At 49.8% G+C, this 15947-nt stretch carries 18 protein-coding genes; all 18 read left to right on the forward strand.

The features are described from left to right. Positions 1-1032, forward strand: a 1032-nt coding sequence (locus tag ACXJJX_RS09245) for a glycosyltransferase (RefSeq protein ID WP_456434307.1), incomplete at its 5' end; no start/stop codon positions are given. Between the two features lie 129 nt (positions 1033-1161). Then, a complete protein-coding gene (rsxC, locus tag ACXJJX_RS09250; RefSeq protein WP_456434308.1) occupies positions 1162-2502 on the forward strand; it encodes an electron transport complex subunit RsxC in 1341 nt (446 codons plus the stop codon). Between the two features lie 2 nt (positions 2503-2504). After that, on the forward strand, positions 2505-3500 hold the full coding sequence (locus ACXJJX_RS09255) for an RnfABCDGE type electron transport complex subunit D (protein WP_456434309.1): 996 nt from the start codon (positions 2505-2507) through the stop codon (positions 3498-3500). Continuing rightward, positions 3500-4396, forward strand: coding sequence for an FMN-binding protein (locus ACXJJX_RS09260; protein WP_456434310.1), 897 nt, complete (start codon positions 3500-3502; stop codon positions 4394-4396). Before ACXJJX_RS09255 ends, ACXJJX_RS09260 begins: the two co-directional genes overlap by 1 nt. Before the next feature lie 9 nt (positions 4397-4405). Next, positions 4406-5029 (forward strand): electron transport complex subunit RsxE, encoded by a 624-nt coding sequence (gene rsxE, locus ACXJJX_RS09265; RefSeq protein WP_456434311.1) that lies wholly within the window; start codon positions 4406-4408, stop codon positions 5027-5029. Beyond that, positions 5026-5976, forward strand: a complete 951-nt coding sequence (locus ACXJJX_RS09270; protein ID WP_456434312.1) for an electron transport complex protein RnfA — start codon at positions 5026-5028, stop codon at positions 5974-5976. The genes rsxE and ACXJJX_RS09270 overlap by 4 nt, the downstream gene beginning before the upstream one ends. An 11-nt stretch (positions 5977-5987) precedes the next feature. Beyond that, complete coding sequence (locus ACXJJX_RS09275; protein ID WP_456434313.1) at positions 5988-6560, forward strand: nitroreductase family protein; 573 nt, start codon at positions 5988-5990, stop codon at positions 6558-6560. A gap of 7 nt (positions 6561-6567) precedes the next feature. Next, positions 6568-7413, forward strand: coding sequence for an RnfABCDGE type electron transport complex subunit B (gene rnfB / locus ACXJJX_RS09280; protein ID WP_456434314.1), 846 nt, complete (start codon positions 6568-6570; stop codon positions 7411-7413). Positions 7414-7425: 12 nt separating this feature from the next. Further along, entirely contained in the window at positions 7426-8412 is a 987-nt protein-coding gene (locus tag ACXJJX_RS09285; RefSeq protein ID WP_456434315.1) for an FAD:protein FMN transferase, read from the forward strand. A 367-nt stretch (positions 8413-8779) separates the two neighbouring features. Beyond that, positions 8780-9145, forward strand: a complete 366-nt coding sequence (locus ACXJJX_RS09290; protein ID WP_456434316.1) for an NADH-quinone oxidoreductase subunit A — start codon at positions 8780-8782, stop codon at positions 9143-9145. Positions 9146-9147: 2 nt separating this feature from the next. Then, positions 9148-9642 carry an NADH-quinone oxidoreductase subunit B gene (locus tag ACXJJX_RS09295; protein WP_456434317.1) on the forward strand — a complete coding sequence of 165 codons (495 nt, stop codon included), beginning with the start codon at positions 9148-9150 and terminating at the stop codon, positions 9640-9642. Between the two features lie 4 nt (positions 9643-9646). Beyond that, on the forward strand, positions 9647-10132 hold the full coding sequence (locus tag ACXJJX_RS09300) for an NADH-quinone oxidoreductase subunit C (protein WP_456434318.1): 486 nt from the start codon (positions 9647-9649) through the stop codon (positions 10130-10132). An 11-nt stretch (positions 10133-10143) separates the two neighbouring features. After that, complete coding sequence (locus tag ACXJJX_RS09305; RefSeq protein WP_456434319.1) at positions 10144-11283, forward strand: NADH-quinone oxidoreductase subunit D; 1140 nt, start codon at positions 10144-10146, stop codon at positions 11281-11283. Continuing rightward, on the forward strand, positions 11280-12323 hold the full coding sequence (gene nuoH, locus ACXJJX_RS09310) for an NADH-quinone oxidoreductase subunit NuoH (RefSeq protein WP_456434320.1): 1044 nt from the start codon (positions 11280-11282) through the stop codon (positions 12321-12323). The genes ACXJJX_RS09305 and nuoH overlap by 4 nt, the downstream gene beginning before the upstream one ends. 13 nt (positions 12324-12336) lie before the next feature. Further along, the gene (locus ACXJJX_RS09315; RefSeq protein WP_456434321.1) at positions 12337-13110 is read left to right on the forward strand and encodes a NuoI/complex I 23 kDa subunit family protein; all 774 of its coding nucleotides are present in this window, start codon (positions 12337-12339) and stop codon (positions 13108-13110) included. Between the two features lie 8 nt (positions 13111-13118). Beyond that, positions 13119-13610 carry an NADH-quinone oxidoreductase subunit J family protein gene (locus ACXJJX_RS09320; RefSeq protein WP_456434322.1) on the forward strand — a complete coding sequence of 164 codons (492 nt, stop codon included), beginning with the start codon at positions 13119-13121 and terminating at the stop codon, positions 13608-13610. Positions 13611-13620: 10 nt separating this feature from the next. Continuing rightward, on the forward strand, positions 13621-13932 hold the full coding sequence (gene nuoK, locus ACXJJX_RS09325) for an NADH-quinone oxidoreductase subunit NuoK (protein ID WP_166031013.1): 312 nt from the start codon (positions 13621-13623) through the stop codon (positions 13930-13932). Between the two features lie 10 nt (positions 13933-13942). Continuing rightward, positions 13943-15943: an NADH-quinone oxidoreductase subunit L gene (gene nuoL, locus ACXJJX_RS09330; RefSeq protein WP_456434323.1), complete on the forward strand. Its 2001-nt coding sequence runs from the start codon at positions 13943-13945 to the stop codon at positions 15941-15943. The last annotated feature ends 4 nt before the right edge of the window (positions 15944-15947 follow it).

The raw sequence follows: 15947 nt of genomic DNA on the forward strand, positions 1-15947 counted from the left end.
TCTAAAATTCTTTATTATCAATTAAGATTTGAACATCCTAATCTTGATTTGCCTTATCCTCCACTTAATACTTACCATCAAATTAAAAAAATAGCAGCTTTAACATCCTATGTAGATGTCTTTGTTACTGGGACTACTTTACTTAATCATCTCCCGTACGGTTATTATATAACGATGCCCTTTGATCCAGATATTTATCATTCTTTTGATACCAATCACTCCTCTGATGTTTTTACCATTCTTCATGCTCCTTCTAATTCCTTTGTAAAGGGTACTAGATTTGTTGAAAAAGCTATCAATCAGTTACGTAATCAGTGTAAAAAAGATTTTAAATATATTCTTATTCAAAATTTACCTCATAAGGAAGCTATCTCTTATTATCCGGGTTATGGTTTGGCTATAGATCAAATAAATTATGATTTTGGATTGGTTGCATTAGAGTACATGTATTACGGCCGTCCAGTTGTTTGTTCTTTTAGATATGAAGAATTTCAACCCTTTGATGCTAAGTGTAAAGCTCCTATCATCTCTGTCTACAGTCAGGAAGAATTAGTTGAAGCTCTCGAACAAGGTCTTATGGGAAAATTTTCTTATACTAAAGATGATTTGCGATCTTATGTTTTGGACAATTTTTCTGCCTCTCTTATAGCTTCTCAATATAAAGAAATTTATGAGGCCCTTTTAGAGGGCGAAAATATTCCTCAATTTATTAATAATAAATGGTTTGAGCAATATCAAAGATTTGTTAACAATAAAACTATAGATACAGAAGGCTATTACTCTAAGGTAACTGACTTCCTCTTGGCCAAAAGAGATCTGTCACTTATGGAGTTTGAAATAAAAAATGGTTTTTATCTAACATCAAACACAGAACTTCTGGCCAAGCTCATTCTTGTTAAGGAACTTAAGGGGGATAAAGCTTCGGCCCTTAAACTCCGAGAACAGAACTCCTCCCTGGTCTCTTCCGATGAGTTTCGGGCCCACTACGAACGGGCCCGAAAGATTTATGAAAAAGAATGTCCAGACCCATAATTTTTGAATCAATAATTTCATTTTCAATGAATTTCTGTCTTTTATCGTTCTTGACTTTTATAGAGCACCAGTTCATAAAGGCAAGAGTCTGGTGAGGTTTTGAACGTTTTGAATCATTATTCCAGGGCAATGGCCACTAATAAATACACCTTTGATAAGGGTGGGATTCATCCTCCGGGGCAGAAAGAGCTCTCTCGGGATCTGGCTGTAGAGTCCATGCCCCTGCCGGATGAACTCTGGGTATCTATGGCCCAGCACTTTGGGGCTCCAGCGACCCCTCTCGTAAAACGAAAGGCTAGGGTAGAGGAGGGGGATCTCATCGGGGCGGTTGAAAAAGGCCTTGGGGCTAATGTTCATGCCCCAGCCGCTGGTGAGGTCAAGGCTGTCGCCTCAGTGCCTCACCCCATCCTGGGGAAAGTGCCGGCAGTGGTTATTAGGGTGGACCATTCCGCCCCTCCAAAAACTTACCAGCCTCAACCCTGGGAACATCTTTCTCGGGAAGAAATCCTGGCCCGCATCAAGGAGGCTGGGATTGTCGGAATGGGAGGGGCCGGTTTCCCTACTCATATAAAACTTAACCCCCCGCCTCAGGCCAAGGTGGATACCCTTCTCGTCAATGGTGCCGAATGCGAGAGTTATCTTACTGCCGATCATCGCCTGATGATCGAACATCCTGATGAGGTCATCAATGGTATCAGAATCATTCTTAAGGTTCTGGGGATCACTCGAGCCTATATTGGGGTTGAACTCAACAAACCAGAGGCTATAGAGGCCCTTGATGAGGCCATCCGAAGGCTATCCCCCTCTGAGGTCCAGATCAACCTTGCTCCCCTCGAGGTTAAATACCCTCAGGGGTCAGAAAAACAGCTCATTCAGGCTATCACTGGCCGGAGGGTTCCTGGAGGGGGATTGCCTGCTGATGTGGGCTGTGTCGTCCAGAATGTGGGTACTACTCGGGCCATATATCAGGCGGTGGCCTTGGGGAAAAACCTCTACGAGCGAATTCTTACGGTTTCTGGCCGAGGGATTAAACGTCCGGCCAATCTACTTTGTCGAGTGGGGGTGATGGTGACCGATATTGTCGACTATCTTGGGGGGCTTTCTGAAAATACGGTCAAGTTTATCTTGGGGGGGCCAATGATGGGCTTTGCCATGGCCGACCTTTCAGTTCCTGTGGGGAAGACCACCTCGGGCCTCATCTTTCTTACCCAAGAAGAGGCTGATCTTTCCGATTATGGCCCTTGTATTCGTTGTGGCCGGTGTCTGGCGGCCTGTCCCATGGGACTTTCACCTAACGAAATTTCCATTTACATGGAAAAAGACCGTTTTGAGGAGACAGTGCGTTTTGGGCTTATGGATTGTTTTGAATGTGGTTGTTGTGCTTATAGTTGTCCCTCCAAAAGGCCCCTGGTCCAGTTCATTCGGACAGCGAAGATGAAACTTCGTCAGAAGGCGGCTCAAAAGGGATAATCATGGAGAGAGCCTTTTTCTACGTCTCTATATCGCCTCACATACGGGATCCCGATACAGTACCCAAGATAATGTGGACGGTCTTTGCCGTCCTTACTCCCCAGCTTCTGCTTTCGGCCTGGATTTTTGGCCCTCGGGTTCTCCTGGTGGCCTTGGTGAGTGTGGCCTCTTGTGTGCTAGTTGAGGCCTTAAGTCAGCGTCTCTTGGGTCGTCCGGTGACTGTTAAAGACGGTAGTGCCGCTCTGACAGGTCTTCTTTTGGCCTATGTTCTCCCCCCGGGAGTCCCCTTGAGTCTTCCCATCTGGGGCTCCGTTATGGCCATCTTTGTGGCCAAGCAACTCATGGGGGGGCTGGGATACAATATCTTTAATCCGGCTTTGGTGGCCCGGGCCTTTCTGGCTGCTGGTTTTCCTGTAGCTATGACCACCACTTGGCTTGAGCCCTTTGCCTGGCGGGCCCACGCCGATGCCGTCTCCGCCGCCACTCCTCTTTACGTCCTCAAGCACTATGGGGCCCAGGCCCTATCAGAGAGATTCGGAGGCTTTGAAACCATCTTCAAAAATTTCTTTCTAGGGCTTCAGCCCGGATCTATAGGTGAAACCTCAGCTGCCTTGCTTTTGGCAGGTGGTCTTTTTCTTATCTACCGAAGGATTATTACCTGGCATATCCCGGTGGCCATTTTAGCCACTGTGGCCCTTCTTACCTGGATCTTTGGAGGGGATGGGTTCTTTAAGGGTAACCCCTTGGTCCATCTTCTATCCGGGGGCTTGATCCTTGGGGCCTTCTTTATGGCTACGGATTACGTGACTTCTCCCTCTCTGCCTGTCTCCAAGATAATCTTCGGGATTGGGGTAGGGGCCTTGACTGTTCTCATCCGGCTGCGAGGAGGTTACCCCGAAGGGGTTTGTTATGCCATCTTACTGATGAACTGTTTTGTCCCGGCCCTAGAAGAATGGATAAGGCCGAGGCGCTTTGCACCACCTAAGGTGAAGGTCTGATGCGGGAGTTTTTAAAGATTACCCTTAATCTGTTTGTTATTTCTTTGGTGGCGGCGGGGATCCTCGGCTTTGTCTTCCTAAAGACGGAGGCCGCCCGTAAGGCCAATGAAAAGGCCCGCAAAGAGGAGGCCATGGTCCGGCTTCTGGGCCTTTCCCCGGAGGAGCGCAGACAGACAGCCTTTTATAATATTTACCGCTATCTTCTTGAGTACCCTGAGGGGACGATGATCGGCTACCTTTTTAAGACCCAAGAGGCCCCTGTTCTCATTGTTTTCACTCCTGAGGGAAGGCTAAAGGAGCTTATCTCTCTTAATACCGCCCCTCAGAGTCTAGAAGATGAGGCCGCCAGAGAAGAGGCTCTCCAGAAGAAACTGGGCTCCGGGGTAAAGATAACCTTTACCGACAATTACATCGTGGCCACTCTGGCTGGAAAGAGACTAGGCTATTTTATCGTCGGACGTACCCAGGGGTTTAAAACCTGGATCAAAATGATGATCGCCCTCTCTCCTGACTACACCCTAAAGGGTCTCGAAATCCTTGAACAAGAAGAAGACCCTGGCCTTGGGGGAGAGATCGAAAGGGAATATTTCAAGAACCAGTTTATTGGTAAGACTCTTAAACGTCTCATGAGCCTTAAGGTAATCAAAAAGCCTTTGCCTGAGGACTATCGACGCTGTTTAGAGCGAAGTCGCTGGCCTAAACTTGGCCTTAGTCCAGAAGAGGCCGAAGGTCTCTGCCAAAAATATATTAATGACGATATCTACGCCATTACCGGTGCCACCATCTCTAGTTCTAGGGTAACCGAAGGAGTCAAACGGCTGGTGCGGGCCTTTGTCCGCCGCATGAATCTTCTTGATCAGGTCATCAAGGAAAAGAATCTTAAGGTTTCTTTTTGAGGTGGGAAGATGACAGGCCAGAAAGCCCCGAGTGTTGGTCGGCTGCTCTTCAATGGTCTCTTCAAGGAGAATCCGGTCTTTCGCTTGGCCCTTTCTATGTGTCCGGCTGTCGGAGTGACCAATACGGTCCGCAATGGTTTTCTCTTGGGCCTGGCGGTTCTCTTTGTTCAGGTGGCCTCAAACGTCACTGTTGCCCTTTTCCGGCGTTTTATCCACCCTCGGATTCGCATCCCGGCCTTCATTATTATTATTGCCACCTGGGTGAGCGTGATTGATATGGTCCTGGCGGCTTACATGCCCTCTTTCTATAAGGAGGTGGCCCTTTATGTGAAGCTGATTGTCGTCTTTGCCATTATAATCTCCCGCCTGGAGGTCTTTGCCAGTAAATATCCGATCTGGCCCTCTCTGTGGGATGGTGTAGGTATGGGGCTAGGCTTTATGTTCGGCCTCATGTTGACAGGCTTTGTGCGGGAGCTTTTTGGAGCTGGTACGGTATGGGGCTACGAGATACTTCCCGGCCGGGTTCTTTTCTTTTTAGCCTTACCTCCCGCGGGCTTCTTTACAATTGGTTTTCTGATGGCCCTCTTCAACTGGGTAGAGAAGCAATGTCTTGGCAGGAGGGCATCACGATGAACTTTAGCAGGGCATTGGCGGCTACTTTCTTGGCCTTTTTTATCATTCTCTGGCCCGCGCTCTCCCCTGGGGCCCAGTTTATCAAGAAAGGTGTCTTTAAAGGGGAAAATGCCCTTCTTCTCACCCTTGCTGGGCCGGTGGACAAGGACTGGTCTCCCCAAGGAAACGTTGTTGTCTATGAGCACTCTAGCCCAGACATCCACCTTGAGGTTGCCCGGGTTGAATTCTCAGCAGACAGGAGAACCATCCTCATCAGTCTCAAGGAGCCCATCTCTACAGCCGAGGCTTACGTTGTCAAATTGTACAACCTCTTCTCTCAAGGGGTTGAGATCAAAGAGACAGACTTTGTCGTCCGTAAGGGTTATCTGAGTATCATTCTGGGGATATTTCTGGCTGCCTCGTTGGTCCAGAATTTTGTTTTTACCCGATATCTTGGGCTTTGCATCTTTTTTGGGACCTCAAAGCGCAAGGAGACAGCCATTGGCATGGGGATCTCTTTCACCATCGTCATGGTCCTTTCGGCTATTATGGCCTGGGCCATATACAACTTTGTCCTCAAACCCTATCATCTATATTTTCTGCAGGTTCTGGTCTTTGTAGGGATCATTGCCATCTTTGTCCAGCTTCTGGATACCATCTTAAGGAAGGTCAATCCCTACCTCTTTAAAAAACTTGGAGTCTATTTGGTCCTCATCACCACCAACTGCATTATTCTGGCTGTTCCCCTTATCTTGGCTGACAATGCCTATGATCTCTGGGAAAGCCTTGCTCTGGCCCTGGGGGCCGGTCTAGGCTTTGCCTTGGCCCTTTTCCTCATGGCTACGGTGAGAGAACGCCTTGAGTTGGCCAATGTGCCTGAAGTTTTCCAAGGGCTCCCTATCGCCTTTATTACTGCCGGGCTCTTTGCCTTGGCCTTTCTAGGCTTCTCTGGCCTTAATCTCTTTTAAGGGAGAAGGCGGTGGTACTAGAGCTTATCAAAAAGTGTCGGAGTTATCGGCGTTTTAGGCCAGAGCCCATCTCGAGAGCCACTGTTCTTGGACTTCTAGATGGGGCTAGGCTTTCGGCCTCAGCCGGCAATCTTCAACCCCTGCGCTATGTCTTGATTCTAGAGCCAGAGGCCAGAGAAAGGGTCTTTTCTTGTCTCAAATGGGCCGCCTACCTCAAAGACTGGCCGGGTCCCTCAGAAAGAGAACGTCCGCAGGCTTATATAGTTGTTTTGGGAGATCGACGGATTTCTAAAAAATTCTCCTTTGATGCCGGAGTAGCCGTTCAGAACACTCTCCTTCTGGCTATAGAACAAGGCTTGGGGGGGTGTGTTCTAGGTTCCATAGATCGAAAAGCCCTGGGGGAGTTCCTGAGGCTTGATGAGAATTATGAAATAATTGTAGTCGTCGCCTTGGGCCGGCCGGCAGAAAAGGTGGTCATAGAGGAGGTCGGCCCAGATGGTGATATTAAGTATTGGCGCGACAGTCATGGGGTCCATCATGTACCCAAGCGCCGTCTGGAGGATCTAATCCTCACAATTATCTGAGGGGGCTATGGACCTTAAAGATCTAGTAATCATCGGCTTGGTTACCTTTGGCACCATTGGGCTTCTTTCGGGTATGGCTTTGGCCTTTGCTGCCATTAAGTACGCAGTAGAGATCAATCCCAAGATCGAGGCCGTAAAAGAGATCCTTGCCGGGGCCAACTGTGGGGGGTGTGGCTATCCGGGGTGTGAGGCCTACGCTGAGGCGGTGGTTACTGATCCCAATGTTCCCCCAGATCTCTGTCGTCCCGGAGGGCCAGAGGTGGCCCAAAAGGTGGCCGAGATTGCCGGAAAGACCTTGGGAGCGGTGGAACCCACTGTTTCCTTTAGGCGTTGTCAACGCAATGAGGGTCGAGTAAAGGAGAGGTTTCGTTATCTGGGGATAGAGACTTGCGCTTCAGCCCAACTGGCCCTCTCTGGCCCCTATGCCTGTCTTTACGCCTGTCTGGGGCTTGGGGATTGTGCTCGGGCCTGTCCTTTTTCAGCCATTACCATCCACGATGGGCTTCCAGAGATAGACCTTTCCCGCTGTACCGGGTGTGGAGTTTGCATGCGGTCTTGCCCTAAAGGTATCCTTGAGCTCATTCCCAGAGAGGCCCGGGTGATGGTTTTTTGCGCTAGCAAAGACAAGGGCAAGGAGGTCATGGCCGTCTGTCAGGTGGGTTGCATCTCCTGTGGGCTTTGTGTCAAAAAATGTCCGGCCTCGGCCATTGTCCTGGACAAAGGACGCATAAGCATAGATCACAGGCTCTGCCTGGATTATGGGGCCGCCTGTGCTCAGGTCTGTGTTGAGGCCTGTCCCCGTAAGATCCTGAGGTCTCTTCCTGTTCCGAGGGCTTCAGCCGAGGCGGCCTAGAGGAGGTTTAGTATGAGGCGGCGTGAATTTATCAGAGGCCTTCTAGCAGCTGGTCTTCTGGGGGTTTCCTATCGGGTAGTCAGGGCTGTGGAGGGCGACTTTCCCTGGAGGAGTTCCCAGAGATTGCTTTCCCGCAGTCTTACAGCTATGGGAACCTTTGTCTCTGTAACCGTGGTAGCTGAATCTAACGACCAGGCCGAGGAGGCTATTGGTTACTGCTTTGAGAAGATGGATTCCTTGGTCAAGCTTCTAAGCCGTCACGACCAGACCTCTCCGGTTTATCTTCTGAATACCAAGGGCCACCTTGACTCACCACCGCCTTCTCTCTTTCAGCTTCTTCGTCTCGCTAAAACCTATTCGGGTTTAACCGAGGGGGCCTTTGATGTTACGGTCTTGCCGGTTCTCTCCCTTTATGAGAGAGATTTTTCTCAAGGGCGGGAACCCTCTGAGGGGGAGATAAAAGAGCTTCTGGACTTAGTCGGGGTGGAAAAACTCCATCTTGATCCTTCTGGGATATATTTTTCCCGTCCGGGGATGGCCATTACCCTAGACGGTCTAGCCAAAGGCTATATCGTTGACGCCATGGTCTCTGAGCTCAAGGCCCGGGGAGTGCGACATGGCTTAGTTAATGCTGGTGGAGATATTCGGGCCTTCGGGGGCCGAGAGGAGGGAAGGCCTTGGCGGATAGCGATCAGGGACCCTAAGGCCAAAGATAGGATTCTGGCCGACTTTGGGTTGGCTGATGGGGCCTGCGCTACCTCTGGGGACTACGAAATTTATTTTGACCAGGAGCGCTTTTTCTATCATATTGTTGACCCCCGAAGCGGCTATTCTCCCCGGTTCCTCTCTTCAGCTACGGTGCTAGCTGATTCGGCTGTGGCTGCTGATGCCTTCTCTACGGCTCTTATGGTTCTAGGGCCCGCGGGCATAGATCTTCTTAAGTCTTTAAGACTTCGGGCTTATTTACTAGACAGAGAGGGCCGTAGCTATAGGGTTTAAAGAACAAAGGTTTCAAACCTTGTGAAAGTTGGAATTTTCCGAGGATTTCGCCCCTAAAAGCCTGGAAGCCCATCTTTTTCCCCTCTAATAGCTGTTGACTATTTTTCCCAACTCATGGTGAATTCTTCCCCGGCAAACGAGGAGAAACGCCCCGGTTTTGAATGAATATTCAGTCATAGTGCAAAAATAGAAGATATAGTTAAGAACATAGCAAAATTTTCGGGGAAATTTGGAGATTTTAGACTATAGAACACATTTATGCGCAAAATTATCTATAAATCTTTTTATTCTTGACATTACTTGGCAATTTCTGTAGAAGAGACTGAGCCATGTTGCCGATGCAATTGTTTGGAGAGCAGGGGGTGTAATGGGGGGATTTGAATATATTGCCGCCTACTTGGCCATTGCTGCTGTGGTGGCCGTGGCTATGATCTTTTTTTCCTATCTTTTGGGCCCTAAAAGGTGGGATCCGGACAAGCTGGATACCTATGAATGTGGAGTTCCCCTGCTGGATCCCTCCCGAAAGCGTTATGACGTCAAGTATTATCTGGTGGCCGTGCTCTTTCTTATATTTGACCTGGAAACCGTTCTTATCTATCCATTGGCGGCCAAGTTTAGGGTGTACGCCCAATACGGCTGGGCCATTTTTATAGAGGTCTTCATCTTTGTCTTTATTCTTCTGGTCGGTCTTATCTATGCCCTCAAGAAAGGGGCCATAGAATGGGAGCGTTAGCCATGGGTGTAGAAGGGTATGCTGGAGAGGGCTGGTTTTTAACTAAACTGAACAAGCTGGTCAATTGGGGGCGAAAGAATTCTCTCTGGCCCCTGCCTTTTGGGACTGCCTGTTGTGGCATAGAGCTTATGGCCACCCTGGCTTCCTCTTATGATATGGCCCGGTTTGGAGCTGAAAGGGTCTCTTTTGCCCCCCGTCAGGCCGATCTTCTTATCGTTGCCGGGACAATTACCAAAAAGATGGCCCCAGTGCTTCGCAAAATCTATCTTCAAATGGCCGAGCCCAAATGGGTAATCGCTATGGGGGCCTGTGCCTGTAGTGGTGGAGTCTTTCGGACTTATTCTACCTTGCAAGGCATTGATCTCGTCATCCCGGTAGATGTCTATATTCCCGGGTGTCCCCCACGCCCGGAGGCCCTTCTGCAGGCCCTGATTATGATCCAGAAGAAGATCGAAAAGGAAAAGCCCCTCTCTAGGGCGGCTCAGGCTGGAGGCTAGGTCTATGGAGCTTAAGGCCCGTTTGAAGGATCGATTTGGCGAAGATATCCTGGAGTTTGTTGAATTCCGGGGGGATCTTACGATTGAGATCTCCAGGGAAAAACAATTCGAGATCCTCAAGGCCCTTAAGGAAGATCCGGCCTTTGGCTTTGATATGCTCATTGATGTCATCGGGTTGGATAATTTCCCCCCTCCGGAAGGAGGTCTTCGTTTTGAGGTCCTTTATCTTTTGCTCTCCACCAAGACCAACGAGCGTCTCCGGGTCAAGGTGAGGGTTCCAGAGGATGATCCTCGGCTCCGCTCTGTCACCTCCATATGGAAGGCGGCGGATTGGCCGGAGCGGGAGACCTACGACATGTTTGGGGTGGTTTTCGAGGGCCATCCCAATTTGAAGCGTCTTCTCATGTGGGATGAGTTCCCAGCCTACCCTCTAAGGAAAGACTATGCCTTAGAGGGGGAGGGTGAAGAGCGGGTTCTCAGGTATCGGTAGGAAGGAAGGATATGGCCGTTAGGGAAAAGATCGTCGAGTTCTCGCCAGAACATATTGTCAAAATCAATATTGGTCCTTCTCACCCGGCCATGCACGGAACACTCCGGGTGATTACTAAGATTGATGGGGAGCTGATCATCGATGCTCAGCCAGAGATTGGCTATCTCCACCGGGGCTTGGAGAAGCTTTGTGAAAACCTCAATTACCACCAGATAATTCCCCTTACCGACCGTCTGAACTATGTCTCGGCCATCTGTAACAATGTTGCCTACCAGATGGCTGTGGAAAAGCTCCTTGATGTCGAAGTTCCGGAGAGGGCCCAGTGGTTAAGGGTCCTCTTTATGGAGTTGGCCCGGATTGCTGATCACATTGTTTGTTTGGGGATTCTTGGGGTGGACATCGGGGCCTTTACCCCATTTCTCTACGTCTTTATTGAAAGAGAGAAGATCTACGACATCTTTGAGGCCTACAATGGAGCCCGCTTGACTAATACCTTTGGCCGCATTGGTGGTCTTGATCGGGAGCCTCCAGATAACCTTGAAGAGATGATCCGAGACCTCTTCAAGACCCTACCCCGGGCCATTGATGAGATGGACAAGCTTCTTACTCGCAATCGGATCTGGATGGATCGTACCATAGGGGTCTCTGCCTTTACCCCGGAGCAGGCTATAAGTTGGGGCTTTACTGGGCCGTGTCTCCGGGCCTGTGGAGTGAAGAGGGATCTGCGCAAGGATGAACCCTATCTTACTTATCCGGCCCTTGATTTCGAGATCCCGGTGGGCAGTCACGGGGATATCTATGATCGCTATATTGTCCGTCTGGAAGAGATGCGGCAATCAATCCGCATCATTGAGCAGTGTCTCCAGAAGATGCCTAAAGAAGGCCCTATCAAGGCAACTACTCCCATTAAGCCAGCGGCCAAGACCAAAGTCCCTGAGGGGGATGTTTACTTTGCCCTTGAGTCTCCTAACGGGGAGTTAGGCTTTTTCATCAGGAGCAACGGGACGGAGCGTCCGGCCAGGCTCCACGTCCGGGCGCCGTGTTACATGATCTATCAGGCCTTTCCTGAGCTTACCCGAGGGGGGATGGTGGCCGATTTGATTGCCGTCCTCTCCAGTCTCAACGTGATCGCCGGAGAGCTTGATCGATGAAGGTCGATATCATCATTGCTGCCGTCAAGATGGTCTTTATTTTTGCCTGGACTTTGACCATTGCTGCCCTTATGACTTGGGTGGAAAGAAGGGGCTCTGGGTTGATCCAGAATCGTTTGGGGCCCAACCGGGTAGGTCCTTTTGGTCTTTTCCAGCCTTTGGCCGATGCGATCAAGTTTTTCTTCAAGGAGGATCTCATCCCCCTGGCCGCTGATAAGATCCTCTTCTTGGCGGCTCCTTTTATTTTTGGTCTTACGGCCTTTGCCGCCTATGCTGTAATCCCCTTTGGGGACAAAATTGTCGTGGGGGGCAGGGAGATCTTTCTCCAGGTGGCCGACGTCAATATTGGTTTTCTTTACGTCCTTGGTCTTTCCTCGCTGGCTGTCTATGGTTTGGTGATCGGAGGCTGGGCCTCGAACAACAAGTATTCCACCTTGGGGGCCCTGCGATCAACAGCTCAGATGGTCTCCTATGAGGTTCCTATCGGGCTCTCTCTTCTGGCAGCAGTTATGGTCTATTCTACTTTTTCTCTGCGGGAGATTGCTGAGGCCCAGACGGGAACCATCCTAGGGTTTCTCCCTAAGTGGGGCATCTTTCTCCAGCCTTTGGGTTTTCTGGTCTATCTGGTGGCCGCTTTTGCCGAGGCCAACCGGCTCCCCTTTGATCTTCCAGAGACCGAAAGCGAGATCGTGGCCGGCTATCACACGGAGTATGGTTCTATGAAGCTTGGCCTTTATCTCTTTGGCGAATACGTCAACATGTATGTTCTCTCGGCTATAATTACCACGGTTTATTTGGGTTCCTGGCATCTTCCATGGATAGATCTTTCCCAGTATCTGCCGCCTATTCTCTACGGGATTGTCTCTTTCTTTATCTTTTTTGCCAAAGTGGCCTTTTTTCTTTGGTTATTTGTCTGGGTCCGCTGGACGCTTCCCAGGTTCCGGTGGGATCAGGTTGTGGGGCTGGGTTGGAAGGCTTTGATCCCTCTGGCCCTTTTGAACATCCTGATCACTGCCCTGGTGATACAGCTGACCAGCTAGGAGGCAGGGTTTTATGCCTGAGGAATATCAGCAAGACGGCATCATCAAGGTCCTCGATGTCCCCCGGAGATATCGTTTCCCGGAGAGGATCTATCTGCTGGAGATCCTTAAGGGGATGGCTTTAACCATTGCCCATTTTTGGGAGAACTTTCGGGCTGCTCTCCGGGGGCGGGGACGTCCACGTTATTTTACTGCCAAAGAAGGTGATCCCAGCTATCCCTGGACTTGGCAATATCCAGAAGAGAAAAGATTTGTCCATCCTCGCTGGCGGGGGCTTCATATATTCAAGCTGGATAACAAGGGGATGGAGGCCTGTATTGCCTGCGGGATGTGCGAGAAGGTTTGTCCGGCCAAAGCCATCAAGATCAAAGCTGCCAAAAGCGGGGAAGAGCAGGGTAAAAGGTACTCCGGCCCCCGTTATGCGGCCACTTATGAGATAGACCTTCTGCGGTGCATATTTTGCGGTTTTTGCGAAGAAGTCTGTCCCAAAAAGGCTATTGAGCTCAATCAGGAATACGAACTGGCGGCTTATAGCCGAGCGGAGACTGTCTATAGCAAAGAGAGGCTTCTGGCCAACTTTGAGCGGGCCAAGGCCCGGGGGACGGTAAAGGTTATTCCCAAGGCCCCACCGCCCAAAAAGCCGGCGCCGGCCAAGGCTGGGGCCAAGCCTGGAGCCAAGGCTGCCCCGGCAAAAGGCGGCCAGGCCCAAGGGGCGGCCCCCAAGGAAGGGGCGAAGACTTCTCCACCTCAGGGCCAGGGGACAGCCTCTCAGGATAAGAAGGAGTAGGGGAGACTATGGACTGGACGTTTCTCATCTTTGCTAACTTGGCTATTGTGGCCGCTTTTTTAATGGTGGTGGCCAAGGATCCCATATTTGCGGCCCTTTCCCTCCTGGTGGTTCTGATCAGTTTGGCCGTCCAGTATATCCATCTCCATGCCCCATTGATTGCCATCTTTCAGATAACTATTTATGCCGGGGCCATTCTGGTTCTTATCTCCTACGTGATCATGCTCCTTTCTCCTGCTGATAAATACAAAACGTCCCCTAAGAATCTTTTCTTCAGGGGCCTGGGAGGGGTACTGGGCTTTATCTCTATTGCTGTCCTGGGGTTTACGGCCAAAGGGGCTTCTGATGTCATCGTTCACATCCGAGACCACGAGTTTGGCTCTCCCGGTCTGATCGGACAGATGCTCTTTACTCGGTACCTACTTCACTTTGAGGTGGTTTCTGTCCTTCTGCTGGTAGCCCTGATTGGGGCTATCTATCTGGCCAAAAAACGACTTTAGCGAGGGGAAGATGGAATACACTGCCAGCCTCCATGATTACATTGTTCTTTCTTGTATCCTTTTTGGAATAGGTTGTGTTGGCTTTCTTACCCGCCGAAATGCCCTTTTTCTCTTTATGTTTTTAGAACTTATGCTTAATGATACTAACCTTCTCTTTGTGGCCTTTTCTCATTTTCGGGGGGAGATGGACGGCCAAGTGGTCGTCTTTTTTATCTACGCCTTGGCAGCGGCAGAGGTGGCTGTCGGGTTGGCCATTATGATTTCCCTTTTCCGCCACTTAAAAGATGTTGATCTAGATAAAATCCGTCTCATGAAATGGTGAGGGCTCTGTTATGGAGAAGTATATCTTCCTTATTCCGATATTTCCTCTCTTGGGCTTTCTGATTAATGGGGCCTCGGGTCTTATTGCTGGTCGTTGCCAAAAGGGCGTCTCTAAGACTTTTACCTCATTTTTTGGGGTAGTTTCGGTCTTTCTCTCTTTTCTTACGGCCTGTCTGGTCTTCTGGGATCTTCTTTCTCGTCCGGCCCATGATCGTTTTCTCTATCAGAGTCTTTTTTCCTGGATGGCTGTAAATGGCTTCTCGGTGAATTTTGCCTTCCAGGTTGATCAGCTCTCTGGTCTGATGATGATGATTGTCACCGGAGTGGGCTTTCTTATTCATGTCTATTCGATTGGCTACATGCATCATGATCGGGCCTATTGGCGTTACTTTGCTTATCTCAATATGTTTGTCTTTTTCATGCTTATTCTTGTCTTGGCCGACAACTATCTTCTTATGTTTGTCGGTTGGGAGGGAGTAGGTTTGGCCTCCTATCTTCTTATTGGCTTCTGGTATGAGGGTAAAGAGAACGCCGACGCTGGCAAGAAGGCCTTTGTGGTCAACCGGGTGGGGGACTTTGGCTTCGCCCTGGGAATGTTTCTGATGTTTGTAACTTTTGGCAGTCTCACCTACCAAGATGTCTTTAATAAGGCCTATCATCTCTATGAGGCTGGCCACTTAGCCCTCAACGCCCCGGTATTAGTAGCCATCTGTCTTCTTCTCTTTGTGGGAGCCACCGGTAAAAGCGCCCAGATACCTCTCTACGTGTGGTTGCCAGATGCCATGGCCGGTCCTACTCCAGTCTCGGCTCTCATCCACGCCGCCACCATGGTTACTGCTGGTGTCTATATGGTCGCCCGGACAAATATTCTCTACACCTTAGCCCCTACAGCCCTTGAGGTTGTGGCCTTGATCGCCATGCTTACAGCCGTTTTTGCGGCCACCATCGGAATCCTCCAGAATGATATCAAACGTGTTCTGGCTTATTCTACTGTGAGTCAGCTGGGATACATGTTTATCGGGGTTGGGGTTGCTGCCTATTGGGCGGGAATGTTTCATCTAATGACCCATGCCTTCTTCAAGGCCTGTCTCTTTCTCTGTTCGGGTGCGGTTATCCATGCCCTTCATGAAATCCAGGATATGCGGCTCATGGGTGGTTTGAGAAAGCGGATGCCTGTTACCCATCTGACTATGTTTATCGCCACCTTGGCCATTGCCGGTCTGCCTCCCTTCGCCGGTTTCTTCAGTAAAGATGAGATCCTCTGGAAGGCCTTTAACTTTCCCTTTAATCCCTCTTTGGGGCGGATCATTTGGGCCTTTGGTACCCTGGGGGCCGGGATTACCGCCTTTTATATGTTCCGCCTCATCTTTATGACCTTCTATGGTAAGGAACGTATCCCTGAGGACGTTAAACCCCATGTTCACGAGGCTCCGCCATCTATGCGCTATGTTCTGATTATCCTCGCCCTTCTCTCTATTGTCGGAGGCTGGATCGGGATAGCTCCTCTCATTGGCCAGAAGATTGGAGTCCCCAACTATCTGGAGCATTTTCTTGATCCAGTCTTTGAGCGCTCCTTGGAGATCATTCAGCATGAGGTTGGCTTCCCGTCCAGCATTCACGACCATCACCTGGAATCTATCCTCATGAAGACCTCGGTCTTGGTGGCCATTGGTGGGGCCTTTTTGGCCTGGTTAATCTACATCGCCTTTCCGGCTATCGCTGACTCAGCCAAACAAAGCCTGCCCATTTTGTATAAAATTGTCTACAACAAGTACTATGTTGATGAAATATATGAGTTCATCTTTGTTAGAGGCGGTCTCTGGCTTGGCAACTTCTTTTGGAAGATCTGCGATGCTCTTCTAATAGATGGTTTTGGTGTGAATGGTACTGCTTTTGTTGTTCGTTGGTCTTCTAATAAGGTTAAGTATGTCCAGAATGGTTATGTCCAGACGTATGGTGCTGTAATGATCCTTGGTTTGGTTATCCTATTAACGTACTATATGTTCTATTAGTTTG

This window comes from Thermosulfuriphilus sp., from assembly GCF_054026695.1.

What these genes read in the sequence shown, in the direction of transcription:
- ACXJJX_RS09260 (WP_456434310.1), top strand. Translation starts at nt 3,500, where the DNA reads ATGCGGGAGTTTTTAAAGATTACCCTTAATCTGTTTGTTATTTCTTTG.
- ACXJJX_RS09315 (WP_456434321.1), top strand. Translation starts at nt 12,337, where the DNA reads ATGCCTGAGGAATATCAGCAAGACGGCATCATCAAGGTCCTCGATGTC.
- ACXJJX_RS09320 (WP_456434322.1), top strand. Translation starts at nt 13,119, where the DNA reads ATGGACTGGACGTTTCTCATCTTTGCTAACTTGGCTATTGTGGCCGCT.
- rsxC (WP_456434308.1), top strand. Translation starts at nt 1,162, where the DNA reads ATGGCCACTAATAAATACACCTTTGATAAGGGTGGGATTCATCCTCCG.
- ACXJJX_RS09285 (WP_456434315.1), top strand. Translation starts at nt 7,426, where the DNA reads ATGAGGCGGCGTGAATTTATCAGAGGCCTTCTAGCAGCTGGTCTTCTG.
- ACXJJX_RS09255 (WP_456434309.1), top strand. Translation starts at nt 2,505, where the DNA reads ATGGAGAGAGCCTTTTTCTACGTCTCTATATCGCCTCACATACGGGAT.
- ACXJJX_RS09300 (WP_456434318.1), top strand. Translation starts at nt 9,647, where the DNA reads ATGGAGCTTAAGGCCCGTTTGAAGGATCGATTTGGCGAAGATATCCTG.
- ACXJJX_RS09270 (WP_456434312.1), top strand. Translation starts at nt 5,026, where the DNA reads ATGAACTTTAGCAGGGCATTGGCGGCTACTTTCTTGGCCTTTTTTATC.
- rnfB (WP_456434314.1), top strand. Translation starts at nt 6,568, where the DNA reads ATGGACCTTAAAGATCTAGTAATCATCGGCTTGGTTACCTTTGGCACC.
- ACXJJX_RS09290 (WP_456434316.1), top strand. Translation starts at nt 8,780, where the DNA reads ATGGGGGGATTTGAATATATTGCCGCCTACTTGGCCATTGCTGCTGTG.
- nuoK (WP_166031013.1), top strand. Translation starts at nt 13,621, where the DNA reads ATGGAATACACTGCCAGCCTCCATGATTACATTGTTCTTTCTTGTATC.
- ACXJJX_RS09295 (WP_456434317.1), top strand. Translation starts at nt 9,148, where the DNA reads ATGGGTGTAGAAGGGTATGCTGGAGAGGGCTGGTTTTTAACTAAACTG.
- rsxE (WP_456434311.1), top strand. Translation starts at nt 4,406, where the DNA reads ATGACAGGCCAGAAAGCCCCGAGTGTTGGTCGGCTGCTCTTCAATGGT.
- ACXJJX_RS09305 (WP_456434319.1), top strand. Translation starts at nt 10,144, where the DNA reads ATGGCCGTTAGGGAAAAGATCGTCGAGTTCTCGCCAGAACATATTGTC.
- nuoH (WP_456434320.1), top strand. Translation starts at nt 11,280, where the DNA reads ATGAAGGTCGATATCATCATTGCTGCCGTCAAGATGGTCTTTATTTTT.
- nuoL (WP_456434323.1), top strand. Translation starts at nt 13,943, where the DNA reads ATGGAGAAGTATATCTTCCTTATTCCGATATTTCCTCTCTTGGGCTTT.